Below are 16,949 nucleotides of genomic sequence, written 5' to 3'. Positions count from 1 at the left end.
GATTTATCATTATATTGCCCGTATGGAAGATTTACAGAAGGAACATGCACGGCTTTTATCATTGCAGAGTTTTAATGAAGCTGATCTTGATTACTCTCTACTCGAATATCATAAGCAAATGCTCTCTCATTTGGCTAGAGTGTCGAATAGCGGGATAACGGTTTTTGATATGTATAAGAGGACGCATGTATATACATCGTTCAATTTTGGAGGAATATTTGGCGATTGTAAAGAAGGTATAGATGAGCGTGTGCATCCTGACGATTTACGTTCTTTAATTAGAAACGGTATTGCAGCGCTCAAATTTTTACATGCGAATAAAGAAAACTTACAGGATTATAAAATGATCTCGGAGTTTCGTATTTGCAATGCTATCGGTCAGTATGTGAGAGTGGTGGAACAATACACCTTATTGGAAAAGGATAAGTCGGGAAATGCATGGTTATCGTTAAGTGTTTTGGATTTATCTCCAGACCAGAGCTCTTTTAAAACGGTGAGAGGCCATATCTTAAATGTAAAAGAAAATACGTTTTTCCCTATTGAAAACCTATTATCCTCAAAAGCATCGGATCTTACCACTAGAGAGATAGCTGTTCTACAGTTAATAAAAGAAGGCTTACTGAGCAAGGAAATTTCAGAACAGTTGTTTATTAGTGTCCACACCGTTAATACGCATCGACAAAGAATATTAGAGAAGTTAGATGTAAATAATTCTATGGAGGCTGTTAAGTATGCATCTGCATTAGGACTGATCAGCTAAGAAAATTGTAGTGTAGCCTTATAATATTGAACCTGCACTTATCATTAAAAATAAAGTATAAAGAGATAATGAAGAAAGATAAAGTAAAAGAGATTTTCGATACTACAGCTAATTCTTACGATAAAACATGGGAAAAACTCAGCCCGATTAGTAACTCTCTACATCTATTGATGGGAGCGATCCTTTCAGAGTTGCCTGAAAAAGCGAAAATACTTTGTGTCGGAGCAGGTACGGGAGCTGAAATAATCTATCTGGCAAAAAGGTTTCCAACTTGGAACTTTATTGCTGTTGATCCCTCTTCGGCTATGCTTGATGTTTGCCGTACACGTTTGTCTGATTTAGGAATGGAAGATCGATGTGAATTTTATGCCGATTATTTAGAGAATCTATCATTACCCGATACTTATGATGCCGCAACCTCTATTCTTGTTTCACAATTTATAGATGAAAAAGATTCCCGTATCGGCTTTTTTAGAAATATTCAAAGACATCTTAAAAGTAAAGGAATTCTCATAAATGCCGACCTGTCAAATGAAATAGGATCTTATGAATATGAGCATATATTGGATGTTTGGTCAAAAATGATGTCAGAAGGAGGCGTTCCGCAAAGCATTGAAAAAATTCGTCAAAGCCATAAGGACGGAGTTTCATTATTGGCTCAGGAAGAAGTTTCAAAAATTATACAATCAGCAGGTTTTGAAAGACCTGTGCAGTTCTATCAGATGGCATTTATACATGGTTGGTTTTGTCTGAAAAGAAGTTGATATTAGAAATTAAGTTTTCCCATTTTCAAGAATATTCCTTTCCTTGCTTACAAATACGTAGCATAATTGGATGTTCTCCGTTTTTTAGTGTCTTTGACTTGTAGCAAACCGCATTAACTGTAGCATTCATGTGAGTTTTCGGTTTAAGTCATGGTTTAACTTGTCATGTAAAACCCCTCCTAAACCCCTACAAATCCAATAGGCATAAAAACAAAAAAAGTAGCTAATTTTTCAATTAACTACTTGATTATCATCGGTGGGCGTTGACGGATTCGAACCGCCGACCCTCTGCTTGTAAGGCAGATGCTCTGAACCAGCTGAGCTAAACGCCCTTGTTGGGGTTGCATTTTCTCTCAAATGCGATGCAAAGGTATTTAATTTTTTTATTCTACAAAACAATTTCCATACATTTTTTAGAAAAAGTATCTAAATTTTGATGCGCTATTCAGAGGTTGTTTTTTATTGGTCTATTTTCCAGTTGCTTACTAAAAATACGACAAATCCCTATATTTTTAGTTTTATATGTATTTTCCCCAATAGAGCTGTAATCCCGATAGTCAAAAATGCAAAAATGATACATTTTACTAATCCGATAGGAGAGGTTGTCAGCGATTCGGGAAGAGAAAATGACGTTAATACGAAAATAGCATATAAAAAATAAGGGATCAGATAGCAGGTAAGCGTGGCTGTCCCTGCCGGTTTTATAATGCCAAACCAAGATGCTTTATTTTGAATGTCGGTCAACCAATACATCAATACGTATAAAAGGATGGAAATTCCTGTACACAAGAATAGCCATGTAGGTGTCGCTTGTATTTTGGAGATAATCCAAAAGCTGTGAGCTGCAAATCCGCCTAGGATGAATATAATACCGATAAAGGTCGATGTTAGCATTTTTTTCTTTATGCCGATACCTAGTTCAGATTCATTGAAAAGCAGAGATATAAGCATCCCACTCATCGTAAAAGCATGAAAGCATCCATTGCCTGGGATAATTCCATCAAAGATACCCAGCCAATGATTCGACCCGCCAATGCATAGTAGTATAAAAGCAAAGAGGGCAACAATGAGGTAACCTTTATTTTTGTTTAGGAATAGATACAAAATAGCACACAGCAGGTATGTCCATCCGATAAGTCCCAGTATGCCCCACCAACGAGTTTGAAAAACTCCACCATCCGCATCCCTAAACATAAAAGCTAATATAGCCAGAATGACTATGCCTATAATTTTGAATCCGGAATATAAATTCTGCCTTGTTTTATTCTCTGTTTTTGGGTATACATTCCAGATAAGGAAAAAAGCCAAAAGCATAATTAGTGTAAATATAGGTTTGCTGATGCCTATGCTCGCCGCTACGCCCGATTCAAGGTTTACGGTAAACAAACCCATCACCAAAAGAGCGATAGAACGAATAATGATGTGCTTCAAAATTCCACTGTTCGAATCACCTTTCTTCTTCCTTATCTCAATAGCTAAAGGAATAGACATTCCTAGAATAAAGAGAAACGAAGGAAAAACAATGTCCGAAAAGCCGAGCATGTCTTCATTTGCTGCAGCATGTTCGAGCCAATGGGGTACATTACTCACACTCCACAGGTCGTTCACAAAAATCATAAAAAACATTGTCAAAGCTCTGTATATATCTATCGATGCTATACGTTTGGGTTTTTCCGTGGGCACAGAAGTCATAGAGTAGTCAGGTTAGATTATTAAGATTCTATTTTGCTAAAAGACAAAGATATAAAAAAAGAAAAGCGAAAGTTTATACTCTCGCTTTTCTCATATAAATAATTATCGTATTTGCTTATTTCGCACTTGCTTGTATAACATCTACAGTTGTACCCCAAGTTTCGGAAGGTTTGTCACCCATTGTAAACTCCAGCGTACCGCCGTTGATAATATCATTGAAGTTGATGTAATATTTATCGTAAGGCTGTCCGTTGAGTGTTACGCTCTGGATGTATTTATTTGCAGCACTGTTGTTTTTTGCTACAATGTTCAATACCTTGCCATCTTTAACCTTCACAGTAGCTTTGTCTACAATCGGACTACCGAAGATATATTTTCCTCCGGCAGGCTCAACCTGATAGAATCCAAGAGCAGACAATACATACCATGCCGACATTTGTCCTACGTCTTCATTTCCTGAAAGGCCTGCAGGCTGATCATGATACATCACAGACATCACTTCACGAGCTCTTTCTGCTGTTTTCCATGGTTGACCTACATATGGATACATATAAACTACGTGGTGGCTAGGTTCGTTTCCGTGAGCGTATTGACCGATCAATCCACTGATGTCAGGAGAAGCATCTTTCCCTAACGATCCTTCTACGATGAATAAAGAATCCAGTTTTTGTACAAATTTTTCCTTGCTTCCAAACAGGTCTACAAGTCCTTGTACATCATGAGGGACTAACCATGTATATTGCCAAGCATTTCCTTCTGTATAGTCGTTTTCGCGATGAACAGATTCGAACGGATTGAATGGTGTTCTGAATTTTCCATCAGAAGAAAGACCTCTCATAAAGCCTGTTGACTTGTCGAAAAAGTGAGTGTATGCTTTACTGCGTTTCAAGAAATATTCATAATCTTCAGTTTTTCCCATTTTTTGAGCCACCTGAGCAATAGTCCAGTCTGCAATAGCATATTCCATTGTTTTAGCAACACTTTCGTTTCCTTTATCGTAAGGGATATAGCCGTACTGTTTTAGATAGTTCAAGCCTCTTTCGTCTAGCATAGCCGACTTTTTCATAGCTTCATACGCCAGGTCTTTATCAAACCCGTCATAACCTTTCAAGATAGCATCTGCCACAACAGATATACCCGGGTTACCAACCATACAGTCTGTTTCGCAACCCATCAGGTGCCATACAGGAAGCTTGCCTTGTTGCTGATATATTGTAAGCATTGTATTGATGATATCGCTCATCTTTTCAGGATGGATAATAGTCATCAATGGGTGAGCAGCTCTGTAAGTATCCCACAAAGAGAATGTAGTGTAATTCTTGAAAGCTCCCTTCTGGTGCATTTGCCCGTCAGAACCTCTGTAATCGTTATTTACATCGCAAAATTCAGATGGAGCAATCATTGTGTGATAAAGAGCTGTATAGAACACACGTTTAGCGACTGCATCGTTTGTTTCTATCTGTATCTTGCTCAACTCTTCGTTCCATGCTTTGTCTGCATCTGCAATTGTTTGTTCAAAGTTCCATCCCGGTAGTTCGGCTTGCATGTTTAATTTTGCATTTTCGATGCTTACCGGAGAAATAGCTACCTTAACATATACATTTTCTTTATCCTTTGTATCGAACAATACCTGTCCGTATGCTTTTCTCGCATTGATGCTATTTCCTGCTTTAACCTCTGTAGAATCTGATACTACAAATTGCTTCATTGGTTTAGAGAATACAGCTGTGAAGAATATGCGTTGGTCTACAGCCCATCCTTTCGAATAGCGGTATCCTGATATTACAGAGTCGTTTTCTTGAACAAGGTATCCTTCCATTGGGGTGTCCCAACCGATACCATGTTGTAGGTCGATGATTACCTTTGCAGAGTCTGATTGAGGGAATGTATATTTGTGGAACCCAACTCTTTTGGTTGCGGTTAACTCCACATCAACATTAAATCTGTCGAGGTGAACAGCATAATATCCAGCTTTTACCTTTTCGGTCTCACGTCTGAATAAAGAATATATTCCTGATTTAGGGTCTTTAAGATCTCCTCTTTTTAGAATTACGTTACCTGTTGCAGGCATAAATGAAATATCGCCCAAGTCACCGATGCCGGTTCCACTAAGGTGCATATGTCCAAAACCGATAATAGTAGAATCTGAAATATGATATCCCGAGCACCAATCCCATCCTTGCGAATAGTTTGTTGGTCCTAACTGAACCAATCCGAAAGGTACATTTGCTCCTACAAATACGTGTCCATGGTCGCCGGTTCCGATATACGGATCGACAAACTGTGTTAGATTTGGTGTCGCATCCAATTGTTTCGTCCCCTCGCAAGAACTTAAAAATCCACACAAAATAAGCCATATTGAGATGGCCTTCGTCATTCTGATTAAATTAAATGTCATTGTTCTATTAGATTACTATATTAAATTATTTAATTATTAACATATTGTTTGTCTGCAAACACAGACAGAATCATTAGGCAATTTATTTGAGATTGTAAAGTTATTTATTTTAATTAAAAAATATTCGAATAATCGATTTATTGCTTTTTTTTAACCAGTTCTTAGGCTTATTGAGCCGAATTAACTATTTGAAATAAATCAGAATTGTATTTAGAACATGTTATTGTCCATCTTTGATTGCTTATGAAGTAAAGATGAAAAGTATTTCATTTTTGGTACATATTTTTTAAATGTTAAAAAGAGGCAAGGGGTGAGAGAAAATTTTGATAATTTTAGAAAAAATAAAAGCTTGTTCGAAATGAAATAAACAGGTTCTTAATAATTTAATTTTATCTTTGTGTTATTCCGGCCTCAAAATATGTCATTGGAAAATAAGACAGTTTCTGTTCCGTTTGATATATAAATTCCACGGATGAAGTAAGCTAATATGAAGCATCTCTTTACTGTCATTATATTGTTTACTAGCATTGCCGCTTTCTCTCAGAAAAAATATGTGTTTAGTGGCAAAATATATAGTGAAGGAGATAATACTCCGCTCGCCGGTGTTGCCATCGCTGCAAAAGAGCATACTCAATCTGCCGGTTTTAGTGATGCTGCCGGTAGCTTCTCTCTGCAATTGCCTTCGGGCGAGTACAGTATTATATTCAAGCTATTGGGTTATGATGCCAAACACCTTAAGATCAGAATAGATAAGGATCTCTCTCAGGATATTGTTTTGATAAAAGACATTGTTTCTCTCAAGGAAATAGAGGTGCTGGCTGTAAAATCGGACGATAACGTGAAGCGAGTGCAGTCGGGAGTCCAAAAGCTGGAAATAGAATCGATAAATAAAATCCCTGTATTATTTGGTGAAAGGGATATTTTGAAAACAATTCAGCTACTGCCCGGCGTACAAACTGCGGGAGAGGGCAATATCGGATTTTATGTGCGGGGCGGTAGCAGCGATCAAAATCTTATACTGCTCGATAATGCAACAGTGTATAATCCTTCTCACCTTTTTGGTTTTTTCTCAACATTCAATTCCGATGCTGTAGATAATATGACTATCTATAAGGGCTCTATGCCTGCCCAATACGGAGGACGGCTATCTTCGACACTCGATGTGAGCATGCGTGATGGTGATTTGAAAAACTATCACATGAATGGAGGTATTGGGTTGATCTCCTCCCGGCTCACATTGGAGGGCCCCATACAGAAAGAAAAATCATCTTTTATTGTTTCTGCCAGACGGACTTATGCTGATGCCTTGGCTCGTACGGTGGGCGTAGAGCAGGTAAAAGGGTCGACATTATACTTTTATGATCTGAATGCAAAGCTTACTTCCGCTTTGTCGAATAAAGATAAACTGACACTGACAGCTTATCATGGAAAGGACAAGCTAGGTCTTGATCAGATAGCAACAATGGATTGGGGGAATACAATCGTCGCTATGAAATGGAACCATATCTTTGATTCGAAAAAAGTTTCGTCCACCACCTTTTCATATACCGACTACAAATACAATGTAAGTGTAGACCTCACAACAGGGCTTAATGTTATGTCACGGATAAGGGATATCAATTTCAATCAGGATTTTGTATTCTATCCCAACGAGAGGAATCTGATACGCTTGGGCTTCAACTCTATCTATCACCAGATTGTACCCGGAGAATTGGTAAGTAAAGACCCTACTCAACTAAAAGTATCGCCGTATGCCCATCGCTATTCATGGGAAAATACATTATATGCCTCTAATGATATGAAGCTAAGTGATAAGTTGGAGTTTAGTTATGGTGTTCGGTTGTCTTCTTTCAGTGTGCTGGGCGGAAGCGACTATTATACCTTCAACGAAGAAGATCAGTCTATAAAGGATACAATTGCCACCAAAAGGGGGGAGTTTCTGAAAACATATTGGAGCATAGAACCACGACTTTCGCTGGCATATCAGCTAAACGAGTCGTCGTCTATTAAGGCGGCTTATGCGCTTACAAGGCAAAACCTGCATCTACTCACTACATCGAATCTGTCTAGCCCGATTGATCGCTGGATATCGAATACCGATTATATAAAACCCGAAGTGGGGAATCAAGTTTCGTTGGGTTATTTTCGCAACTTTCAGAATAATATTTTTGAGTTTAGTGCCGAAGTGTATTACAAAGACCTGCAAAATCAGATAGATTATAAAGATGGGGCAGACGTAAGAGCTAAAGAAGTTATAGAAACCGAACTCTTGTTTGGTAAAGGAAGAGCTTACGGATTGGAGCTTTTCCTGAAAAAGAAATACGGTCGTTTTAATGGTTGGGTAGGTTATACCCTGTCTCGCAGCGAACGCAAAATAGATAAGATAAATGACGGTAAATGGTATGCAGCCAATCAGGATCGTACGCACGATATTTCTGCTGTCGGTATTTATGAACTGAGCAAAAAGTGGACATTGTCGGCTACGTGGGTTTTTGCTACAGGCAGCCCCATGACATTTCCTTCGGGTAAGTATGTTATCGACGGACATGCCATATATTATTACGAAGGTAGGAATCATTATAGAGCCCCTTCTTATCATCGGCTCGATTTGGGGGCTATGTGTGTCTTGAAAAAGACAAAGAAATATACATCCGAGCTTTCGTTCGGCTTATATAATGCATACGCCCGTAAAAATCCTTATATGTTTGGCTTTAGGCAAAATGAGAATGACAGATCAGCGTCAGAGTCGTATATGATTTATTTATTTAGTGTTGTACCCTCAATTTCGTGGAACTTTAAGTTCTGAAAATTATGGTTATTATAAATAGATGTCTTTATATAATTTTTCTTCTCGCATTGCTCACGGCATGTGAAGAGGTTGTTCAGCTAGACCTTGCTCAGGCTCCGCCCAGAGATGTGATTGATGCTTCTATAAAAGAAGGTTCGCCGTGTTTTGTGCTGTTGACTCAAACAAAAGGTTTTTATGATAAAGAATCTTATAACCGTTTGTCGGGGGCTAAGGTCGAATTGGCAGATGATAAAGATAATACAGATATACTCATAGAAAGCGAACAGGAAGCCGGCTTCTATGTTTCTTCAATTGTGGGTAGGGTAGGACGTACATATAAATTGAAAGTTACCATAGGGGATAATGTTTATACATCAGAGGCTAAAATTCCCAATATCGTACCCATCGATAGTGTTTATATTTATAAGGTTACGGTAGCCAACGAGGCTATTTATTCGCCATGCGTGGTTTTTTATGATCCTGTAGATGTAGAGAATTATTATTATACAACACTCTATGTAAACGAAAAGACGATGAAGTCCTTATACTTAGATAGCGATGAATACCGCAACGGGCTGAAAGTAGAAAATATTCTGCTGTTTGATAGGGAAGATAAAAATGATGAAGCACTCAAGGCGGGAGATAAGCTAAGAATTGAAATGCAAACATTGGATAAGGGAATGTATACTTTCTACAGATCATTGAGCAGTGTTGCAGCAGGAGGGGGAACAAATCCTTTGACGAATATTGTTGGCGGTGCATTGGGTTGCTTTAAGGCTTACAATTCAGTTTTTGTTAATTATACAGTCACCGAAGACGATATAAATAAATAATAATTTCCGTATCTTTGTTCTCATAGTCTATAAATATTGGTAACTATATGTTTAAATTTCTTGGATTCTTATTACTTATAGGACTTTTCGGTTTCCTTATTTTAGGAATATTTTTGGGCAGGGTTATTCGTTTCTTTGGTCCATCTTCGGATAGGGCTAAGAGTAATCGTCGTCAGACCAATAATAATTCACGGACGACGGCTGAAGATACCACTCAAAAGAAATTCTCGAAAAATGAGGGCGAATATGTCAATTATGAAGAAATAAAAGAAGAATAACCAATCGGTTATTCTTCAAAGTTTATTTTTTCATCTATAATATACTCCGGCCTGCTTTTTACTTCATCAAAGAGTACTCCGATATACTGCCCCAGCACTCCGATTGTTATTAGCTGAACACCTCCAAAGAATATAATTATAATTATAGTAGAAGTCCATCCTGTAATCACATTGGTGAAGCCCAAAAGATGCCCGAGCCACACCCACAATCCATAAATAATACCGATAAAGAAAGCGATGGAACCCAGACTGATGGATAACATCAAAGGCTTTTTGGAAAAATAAAGAAGAGCTTTTTTTGCGAAAGAGAGCATTTTCTTGAGTGGATATTTTGTTTCCCCAGCAAAGCGTGCATCCCTGTTGTAATAGAATGGAACTTGCTTGAACCCTATCCAGCTGATAAGTCCACGAATATACTTTCCTTTCTCTTTTAGTCCGTTGAAAGCATCTATCGCTTTTCTGTCTACGAGTCGGAAATCACCTGTGTCTTCCGGGAATTCTACTTCCGATAGATTATTCATTGTTCTGTAAAAGAGTTTGGCTGTCGCTTTCTTAAAAGCAGTTTCACCCTCTCGTTTTTTCCTTACACAGTAAACAACGCTGGCTTCTTCCTTCCGTTGCGTTTCAATGAGATCAGGAATCAATTCGGGAGGGTCTTGCAAATCGGCATCAATAATTACTGCCAGGTCGGTCTTACAGAGATTCATCCCCGCTGTTACGGCAGGCTGATGCCCAAAGTTGCGAGAGAAATGAATAACTCTCGCTTTATCATCTTGCGATGCTATATGATTGAGTATATATCTCGTATTATCTTTGCTACCGTCATTTATAAAAATTATATATCCCACTACATCGTCGAGTGAGTTTAGAACCTCTTTTGTTCTCCTGTAAAACTCCTGTATAACTGCCTCTTCGTTATAACAGGGGACAATAACGGATAGTGTTTGCATCTTTTATCTAATCTATTAATAAATATATTGAATCAGGGGTATATGTATTATCCGGAGAATAGATAACCCAATCGGTGAGAAGATCCAATGGGTATGTTTTTATGTCGCCTTCGTTGAGGCCTGCAATCCAATAAGGCTGATTCAGTAGCTTTCCTTTTATCTGATTGCCTGCTATGGAAATGACTTCGTACCATAGATGCTCTTTATCCGTTTCCGACTCTGAATTATCTACAGTGAGTCCCAGCTTAACAAGGAATGTCCAACCTGCTTCATCCTCTTCTTTTTTCGAGTTAAACAAACTCTTTAAGAATGATTTCTTTTCAGGCTGCTTATGTTCTTTGCCGAACACATTGGCAAATGCTTCGAAACGCTCTTTAGCCAAAGCGCTCATCCTGTTTGTTTCTTCTGTAGTTATATAGTAAATTGGATTCTCGGCAAGAGTAGAGGTATATATCTCGGGCGAAATCATATTGCCGTCTTCTACAGCAAACAATATGCCCGAAGGTTCAGCATGCACATTGTCCACCTCATCGCGATCGCCCACACCTCCAAGTATATTTTGAGGAAGATCTTTCAATGCCTCTTCCCATCTTAGCCAGCAGAGGTTTATGCCCATGCCGTCGTAGCCGATGGTAAATCTCTCTTTTTCTTTTGCCGGGTCGGTCAAAAATTTCTTTACTGTCATATTTATCAGCGTATTCATTTGCTCAGCTCCTTGACTGAAGTTGAGCATTTCCAACTCTACCGACCCGCAACGGTGCAGGCCATGTGTATGGAACCAATAACGTCTGTTTCCGTTTTCGCCGTCTTCGTCATACACACAGTGCAGCGTGTATAGATAGTCGGGAGAAGGGGGGATAGACGATTTTGCTGTCATGCTTAGCCATTTGGGCGATAATAATCTGTACGACATGAAGTCAAGAACCAGACTGGCATCAGGAACAATGGCGTTCATTATTTTTAATTGCAGATGAAACGAATCCAGAGGATTTAGCTCGAAGTATAGAGAAGTCTCCAAGAAGTATTCCTGCTCCATTGCTACCTGTAGCGATTGTTCGTCTATTGCATTGGCAAAACCGTAATCGTTTAGATTTATATTTTTTGTGTCGCTGATGTATAGATCAACATTAAAAATAGCTTCTTTGTATTCTATTTCGGCATGAAAACTCATTATTGAGTATTCAATATCTATTTCTACCTTATTGAAAGATTTTAAATCGAAATCTGAGTTTTGTGCTAAGGATTTTTCTATCTGCGCAGCATCGAACTTGAAGTCTTTGCTTCTCGGGTATATACCCATTCCCGAGGCTAACCCCGTTTCGCCTTCTGTCAGCAGATTATATTTTTCACTATTATCCATGTTGGTAAGTTCTGTTGAGTATTCTTTTCGTATTCTATTTATATAATATACAAACTTAATGAAAAAAATAGTAGGTGTATACTATTCAAAAAGAATATGTGACAGCTAAAAAAGAAAAGTCTGAGAGAATTATCCTCAGACTTTCATCTTGTTATTTCACAGAAATCTTAGAATTTCTTAAATCCCATTATTTCACGTACTTCTCTAACTGTTTTGCGTGCGCTTTCACGTGCTTTTTCCGCCCCTTCGGTTACTACTTTGTGTAGATAGGCATCATCGTTTTGAATATCCTGTATGCGCTCACGTATCGGTGTTGTTACCTTGATAATATCTTCGGCTAATTGCTTCTTAAGATCACCGTAACGAATTTCGCATGTATTCCATTTGTCTTCAAAATGTTGTACTACTTCGTCGGTAGAAACCACTTTTAGTATGGTGAACAGGTTTTCTATACAATCCGGTTTTACTGAGTTCGGTTCTTTTGGTCCCTCGTCGGTAAGTGCACGTTTTACTTTTTTCTCAATGCTCTTAGCATCTTCGTCCAGATAGATACAGTTCCCTTCCGATTTTCCCATCTTGCCGCTACCATCCAGTCCCGGTATTTTTATAAGCTCTTCACCAAAGTTGTAAGCTACAGGCTCTTTGAAATACTCTACACCATACATATTGTTGAAGCGACGGGCAAATTTGCGTGTCATTTCCAAGTGCTGTTCCTGATCTTTTCCTACAGGTACTTTGTCTGCATTGTGCATCAATATATCGGCAGCCATCAGAGTAGGGTATGTTAATAGCCCTGCGTTTACATTATCGGGATGTTTGCGGGCTTTTTCTTTAAACGAAACGGTCTTCGAAAGTTCGCCCATATAGGCGTGCATGTTCAGTAGCAAATATAGTTCGCATACTTCGGTCACATCGCTTTGTACGTATATCGTTGATACTTCGGGGTCGATACCCGCGGCAAGGTACTCTGTCAATACGTTCTTTACGTTTCCGTGTAATATTTTCGGATCGGGATGCGTTGTCAGCGAATGATAGTCGGCTATGAAGAAGAAGCATTTGTTTTCATGTTGCATTCTTGTAAAATTCCTCAAAGCACCGAAGTAGTTTCCTAGATGCAGTTTTCCGGTAGAACGGATGCCGCTTAGCACTGTTTCCATGTTTTTTAATATTTTTTTAAGGCACAAATATAGTCAAAATCTGTAAATGGGTTGGTATATATTCACAACTTGTGTTATACAAATACATGAAATATTCCACGGTGAAATTTTCGTTCTTCGTACCTCGGAATGACAAAAGAGCCTTGAATGTTAAATGTTATAAGAGAGATCTCGCAAAAAATCCTTCTGTAAAAAATCTAAACAGGCGGTAATGTGTATTTGATTTAAAACCTAATTTCTTTATCTTTGAACAATGTCATGTCATTAATCAAAAGATATATGTTGAAGCGCAAAAGAATATTCGTGTTTGGGGGCATCCTGTCTCTGTTTTTATCCGTGTCTATGAGTGCACAAAAAGTAGTGAAATTATGGGGCGGAAATCCGCCAACAGTTAACGGTATCACCGAATCTGAGAAGTATGAGAAAGCTAGTGGGTGGGTTACCAATGTTTCTGTTCCTGAGCTTCATATCTACTTGCCTGATGGCACGAATAACACAGGTATGGCAGTGGTTATCTGCCCCGGAGGTGGGTATGCCGGGCTGGCTTTCGATCACGAAGGGGTACAATTTGCCCAATGGCTCAACAAGCAGGGAATTGCAGGTATCATACTGAAGTATCGTATGCCGAACAAACATAAAGAAATTCCGTTAGATGATGCATGGCAAGCTATGCGCTACGTAAGATCGCATGCTGCTGAATTGGGAATAAAATCGGATAAAATAGGCATTGCCGGATTTTCGGCCGGAGGACATCTTGCGGCAACGGCTTCTACCCATTTTGCCACATCGGGAGTAAGCACACGCCCCGACTTTTCGATTCTTTTTTATCCCGTTATTACCATGCAGGTAGCTACACATGGCGGATCTAAATATAATCTGTTGGGAGAGAATGCTTCACAAGCGGATACTTATACTTTTTCGAATGAGAAACAAGTGAATGTAAACACGCCTCCTGCAATATTGTTGCTTAGCGACGATGACGATAGTGTGCAACCAGCCAATAGCATCGCCTATTATGATGCTCTGAAAATGAATAATATTGCGGCTACAATGTACATATTCCCCGAAGGAGGACATGGCTGGGGAATGAGAGAGAATTTTAAATATCATACACAGATGCTCACCTTGCTGCAAATGTGGCTGAAAGATATACAAGCAAAATAAATAATAATATCACTTAAATAAATATCAATATGCAAAAGATAAAAGTGACGAATCCCGTTGTGGAGATGGACGGGGACGAAATGACCCGCATTATATGGAAATACATAAAAGATAAGTTGATACTCCCGTATGTGGATGTAGATCTCAAATATTTTGATCTGGGTATAGAAAACCGTGATGCTACAAACGATCAGGTGACAATAGACAGTGCTGAGGCAACTAAGAAATATAATGTAGCTATCAAGTGTGCTACAATCACTCCGGACGAGGCTCGTGTAGAGGAGTTTGGTTTGAAAAAAATGTGGAAGTCTCCGAACGGAACAATCCGTAATATCTTGGGCGGAACAGTATTCCGTGAACCTATTATTATGAGCAATATCCCTCGTTTGGTGAATACATGGGACAAGCCAATCATTATAGGGCGTCATGCGCATGCCGATCAGTATAAAGCTACCGACTTTGTTACAAAGGGAAAAGGGAAGCTTACTATTACTTATACGCCCGAAGGGGGAGAACCTCAAACCCATACCGTGTACGACTATAATGGGGATGGTGTAGCCTTGGCAATGTACAACACCGATGAGTCTATCTATGGATTTGCACATTCGTGTTTCAAACTAGCGTTACAAAAGAAATATCCATTGTACCTGTCTACCAAGAATACAATACTGAAAGCTTACGACGGACGCTTCAAAGATATTTTTCAGGAAGTATACGAGAAGGACTATAAGGAAGCGTATCAAAAAGCAGGTATCACCTACGAGCATCGCCTGATAGACGATATGGTTGCTGCTGCCTTGAAGTGGAACGGCGGTTTTGTTTGGGCATGTAAGAATTACGACGGAGATGTTCAGTCCGATACAGTAGCGCAGGGCTTTGGGTCGTTAGGCTTAATGACTTCCGTATTGCTTACTCCTGACGGCAAGACGATGGAGGCTGAGGCTGCTCACGGAACGGTGACACGTCACTATCGCCAACATCAGCAAGGGAAAGAAACATCAACAAACCCTATAGCTTCAATCTTTGCATGGACAAGAGGATTGTCTCACAGAGGGAAACTGGATGAAAATTGGGCGCTCGTTGATTTTACCAGAAAACTGGAAGAAGTCTGCATAGAAACGGTAGAGAAAGGGAAGATGACAAAAGACCTTGCTTTGCTTGTATATGGCGACACCATGCACAGAGGTGATTATCTGAATACAGAAGACTTCTTAGATGCGATAGCCGAAGGGTTGAAAGAAAAGTTGGGGGTGTGAGCTTATTAATAAATAGGAAGTAAATTATCTTAATATAGATTAAGTTGTAAAAATGCGCTCGTCCGGCTCGTCCCTTTGGATTTGCAATTCGAAGGGCAATGATAAGTAAATAACGGGGATTGCAAATCCCCTAAGACGATGAAAAAATACGACAACTATTTTTATTAAAGACTTAGTTGTACCCAACAAAAGAAAAAGTGGCAGTAGAAAATGTATAAAATACGTGTCACTTTTGTCACCTTTTAATAAAGGAAGGAAAATAAGTCGGTAGTTTTACAAGTTCATTTTTATGGTGATTATAACAAAATAAAGATGACAGAAGTAATAAAAAATAACTATATTTGCTCTATTAATATTATTAGAAAATAAAACTTTAAACATACTGAAAATATGAGATTTGTTGTTTCCAGTACAGCATTATTAAGTCACTTGCAGGCAATAAGCAAGGTGATCAATTCAAAGAATACATTACCTATTTTAGATTGTTTCTTGCTCGAGCTCGAAGGTTCTACCCTCTCTCTTACAGCAGCAGACTCTGAAACACGTTTGGTTACTTCTCTTGAAGTGAACGAGGCTGACGGTAATGGAAAGTTCGCAGTGAATGCAAAGAATCTGTTGGATCCATTGAAGGAATTGCCTGACCAACCGCTTACATTTGAGATCAATAGCGACAATCTGGAGACATTTATTTTCTTTCATAACGGTAAGTATAACTTTATCGGACAAAACGGTGAAGACTATCCTCAACCTAAACAGTTGAAAGAAACAGCCGTTAGCCTGACTATCGAGCCTCAGGTTTTATTTTCTGGTATCAACCGCACACTGTTTGCCAGTGCTGACGATGAGCTTCGTCCGGTGATGAATGGCGTTTACTTCGATATTAGCACCGAAGATCTTACTTTCGTAGCATCTGACGGACACAAGTTGGTACGTTGCAAAACATTGTCGGCAAAGGGAGCTGAACGTGCTTCGTTTATTCTACCAAAGAAACCGGCAAACTTACTTCGTGCTATTCTGCCAAAAGAATCGGAAACAGTAGAAATCAAATTCGATGAGAATAATGCCTATATAAAAATGTCGAGCTATACAATGACTTGCCGTTTTATAGAAGGTCGTTATCCAAACTACAATTCGGTAATTCCACAGAATAACCCGAACAAAGTAATTCTCGATCGTTTGTCGTTCCTCAATGCTTTGAAACGTGTTTCGGTATTCTCTAATCAGGCAAGTAACCTCGTTAGGTTACAACTGTCCGACAAGAATATTATCGTTTCGGCTCAGGATATAGATTTCTCTACAGCAGCCGAAGAAACTATTTCGTGCGATTATACAGGAACTCCGATGAGCATAGGTTTCAAATCAAGTTTCCTTATCGATATTCTGAATAATATCCCATCGTCTGATATCTCACTCGAACTGTCAGACCCTTCACGTGCAGGACTTATTATCCCTGCCGAAAATGAAGAGAACGAAGATTTGTTGATGCTGCTTATGCCAATGATGCTCAACGACTAAGGAACGTTCTAAATAACAAATATAGATATATGAC

At 38.9% G+C, this 16,949-nt stretch carries 13 protein-coding genes, 1 tRNA gene and 1 pseudogene; 8 read left to right on the top strand and 7 right to left on the bottom strand.

The window, feature by feature from the left end; translation table 11 throughout:
- Positions 1-22 precede the first annotated feature (22 nt).
- On the top strand, positions 23-760 hold the full coding sequence (locus HMPREF9456_RS12365; RefSeq protein WP_006843874.1) for a response regulator transcription factor: 738 nt from the start codon (positions 23-25) through the stop codon (positions 758-760).
- Between the two features lie 68 nt (positions 761-828).
- Positions 829-1,524: a class I SAM-dependent methyltransferase gene (locus tag HMPREF9456_RS12360; protein ID WP_006843873.1), complete on the top strand. Its 696-nt coding sequence runs from the start codon at positions 829-831 to the stop codon at positions 1,522-1,524.
- A gap of 34 nt (positions 1,525-1,558) precedes the next feature.
- Here HMPREF9456_RS12360 and HMPREF9456_RS17250 read toward each other — a convergent pair.
- The 4 genes and pseudogenes from HMPREF9456_RS17250 to HMPREF9456_RS12345 form a co-directional block, all read right to left on the bottom strand.
- Positions 1,559-1,654: pseudogene (locus HMPREF9456_RS17250) on the bottom strand (Arm DNA-binding domain-containing protein); the annotation flags it as partial.
- 127 nt (positions 1,655-1,781) lie between these two features.
- Positions 1,782-1,856, bottom strand: a tRNA-Val gene (locus HMPREF9456_RS12355).
- 172 nt (positions 1,857-2,028) lie between these two features.
- Positions 2,029-3,216, bottom strand: coding sequence for a DUF5009 domain-containing protein (locus HMPREF9456_RS12350; RefSeq protein ID WP_006843871.1), 1,188 nt, complete (start codon positions 3,214-3,216; stop codon positions 2,029-2,031).
- A gap of 115 nt (positions 3,217-3,331) precedes the next feature.
- On the bottom strand, positions 3,332-5,614 hold the full coding sequence (locus HMPREF9456_RS12345; protein WP_006843870.1) for a GH92 family glycosyl hydrolase: 2,283 nt from the start codon (positions 5,612-5,614) through the stop codon (positions 3,332-3,334).
- A 487-nt stretch (positions 5,615-6,101) separates the two neighbouring features.
- On the opposite strand from HMPREF9456_RS12345, the gene HMPREF9456_RS12340 reads away from it, so the two are divergent.
- Genes HMPREF9456_RS12340 through HMPREF9456_RS12330 form a run of 3 tightly spaced genes read left to right on the top strand, consistent with a single transcriptional unit; the run spans position 6,102 to position 9,513 of the window.
- Positions 6,102-8,420, top strand: a complete 2,319-nt coding sequence (locus HMPREF9456_RS12340; RefSeq protein ID WP_006843869.1) for a TonB-dependent receptor — start codon at positions 6,102-6,104, stop codon at positions 8,418-8,420.
- Positions 8,421-8,425: 5 nt separating this feature from the next.
- Positions 8,426-9,235, top strand: a complete 810-nt coding sequence (locus tag HMPREF9456_RS12335; RefSeq protein WP_006843868.1) for a DUF4249 domain-containing protein — start codon at positions 8,426-8,428, stop codon at positions 9,233-9,235.
- Positions 9,236-9,282: 47 nt separating this feature from the next.
- Positions 9,283-9,513 carry a DUF4834 family protein gene (locus tag HMPREF9456_RS12330; protein WP_006843867.1) on the top strand — a complete coding sequence of 77 codons (231 nt, stop codon included), beginning with the start codon at positions 9,283-9,285 and terminating at the stop codon, positions 9,511-9,513.
- Between the two features lie 8 nt (positions 9,514-9,521).
- Here HMPREF9456_RS12330 and HMPREF9456_RS12325 read toward each other — a convergent pair whose 3' ends face one another.
- From HMPREF9456_RS12325 to trpS, 3 genes are all read right to left on the bottom strand, one after another.
- On the bottom strand, positions 9,522-10,463 hold the full coding sequence (locus HMPREF9456_RS12325; protein ID WP_006843866.1) for a glycosyltransferase family 2 protein: 942 nt from the start codon (positions 10,461-10,463) through the stop codon (positions 9,522-9,524).
- 7 nt (positions 10,464-10,470) lie between these two features.
- Complete coding sequence (locus tag HMPREF9456_RS12320) at positions 10,471-11,823, bottom strand: DUF4026 domain-containing protein (RefSeq protein WP_006843865.1); 1,353 nt, start codon at positions 11,821-11,823, stop codon at positions 10,471-10,473.
- Positions 11,824-11,990: 167 nt separating this feature from the next.
- Positions 11,991-12,980, bottom strand: coding sequence for a tryptophan--tRNA ligase (trpS, locus tag HMPREF9456_RS12315; RefSeq protein ID WP_006843864.1), 990 nt, complete (start codon positions 12,978-12,980; stop codon positions 11,991-11,993).
- Positions 12,981-13,259: 279 nt separating this feature from the next.
- On the opposite strand from trpS, the gene HMPREF9456_RS12310 reads away from it, so the two are divergent.
- The 3 genes from HMPREF9456_RS12310 to dnaN all read left to right on the top strand — a co-directional run bounded on the left by HMPREF9456_RS12310 (position 13,260) and on the right by dnaN (position 16,915).
- The gene (locus HMPREF9456_RS12310; RefSeq protein ID WP_006843863.1) at positions 13,260-14,144 is read left to right on the top strand and encodes an alpha/beta hydrolase; all 885 of its coding nucleotides are present in this window, start codon (positions 13,260-13,262) and stop codon (positions 14,142-14,144) included.
- Between the two features lie 29 nt (positions 14,145-14,173).
- Entirely contained in the window at positions 14,174-15,400 is a 1,227-nt protein-coding gene (locus HMPREF9456_RS12305; RefSeq protein ID WP_006843862.1) for an isocitrate dehydrogenase (NADP(+)), read from the top strand.
- A gap of 390 nt (positions 15,401-15,790) precedes the next feature.
- Entirely contained in the window at positions 15,791-16,915 is a 1,125-nt protein-coding gene (gene dnaN, locus HMPREF9456_RS12300) for a DNA polymerase III subunit beta (protein WP_006843861.1), read from the top strand.
- The last annotated feature ends 34 nt before the right edge of the window (positions 16,916-16,949 follow it).

Source organism: Dysgonomonas mossii DSM 22836, from assembly GCF_000213575.1.
GTDB lineage: Bacteria > Bacteroidota > Bacteroidia > Bacteroidales > Dysgonomonadaceae > Dysgonomonas > Dysgonomonas mossii.
This window is presented reverse-complemented; position numbering and strand designations above follow the sequence as displayed.

Coding starts and splice junctions, on each gene's coding strand:
- HMPREF9456_RS12365 (WP_006843874.1), top strand. CDS start 23: ATGGAAGATTTACAGAAGGAACATGCACGGCTTTTATCATTGCAGAGT.
- HMPREF9456_RS12360 (WP_006843873.1), top strand. CDS start 829: ATGAAGAAAGATAAAGTAAAAGAGATTTTCGATACTACAGCTAATTCT.
- HMPREF9456_RS12350 (WP_006843871.1), bottom strand. CDS start 3,216: ATGACTTCTGTGCCCACGGAAAAACCCAAACGTATAGCATCGATAGAT.
- HMPREF9456_RS12345 (WP_006843870.1), bottom strand. CDS start 5,614: ATGACATTTAATTTAATCAGAATGACGAAGGCCATCTCAATATGGCTT.
- HMPREF9456_RS12340 (WP_006843869.1), top strand. CDS start 6,102: ATGAAGCATCTCTTTACTGTCATTATATTGTTTACTAGCATTGCCGCT.
- HMPREF9456_RS12335 (WP_006843868.1), top strand. CDS start 8,426: ATGGTTATTATAAATAGATGTCTTTATATAATTTTTCTTCTCGCATTG.
- HMPREF9456_RS12330 (WP_006843867.1), top strand. CDS start 9,283: ATGTTTAAATTTCTTGGATTCTTATTACTTATAGGACTTTTCGGTTTC.
- HMPREF9456_RS12325 (WP_006843866.1), bottom strand. CDS start 10,463: ATGCAAACACTATCCGTTATTGTCCCCTGTTATAACGAAGAGGCAGTT.
- HMPREF9456_RS12320 (WP_006843865.1), bottom strand. CDS start 11,823: ATGGATAATAGTGAAAAATATAATCTGCTGACAGAAGGCGAAACGGGG.
- trpS (WP_006843864.1), bottom strand. CDS start 12,980: ATGGAAACAGTGCTAAGCGGCATCCGTTCTACCGGAAAACTGCATCTA.
- HMPREF9456_RS12310 (WP_006843863.1), top strand. CDS start 13,260: ATGTTGAAGCGCAAAAGAATATTCGTGTTTGGGGGCATCCTGTCTCTG.
- HMPREF9456_RS12305 (WP_006843862.1), top strand. CDS start 14,174: ATGCAAAAGATAAAAGTGACGAATCCCGTTGTGGAGATGGACGGGGAC.
- dnaN (WP_006843861.1), top strand. CDS start 15,791: ATGAGATTTGTTGTTTCCAGTACAGCATTATTAAGTCACTTGCAGGCA.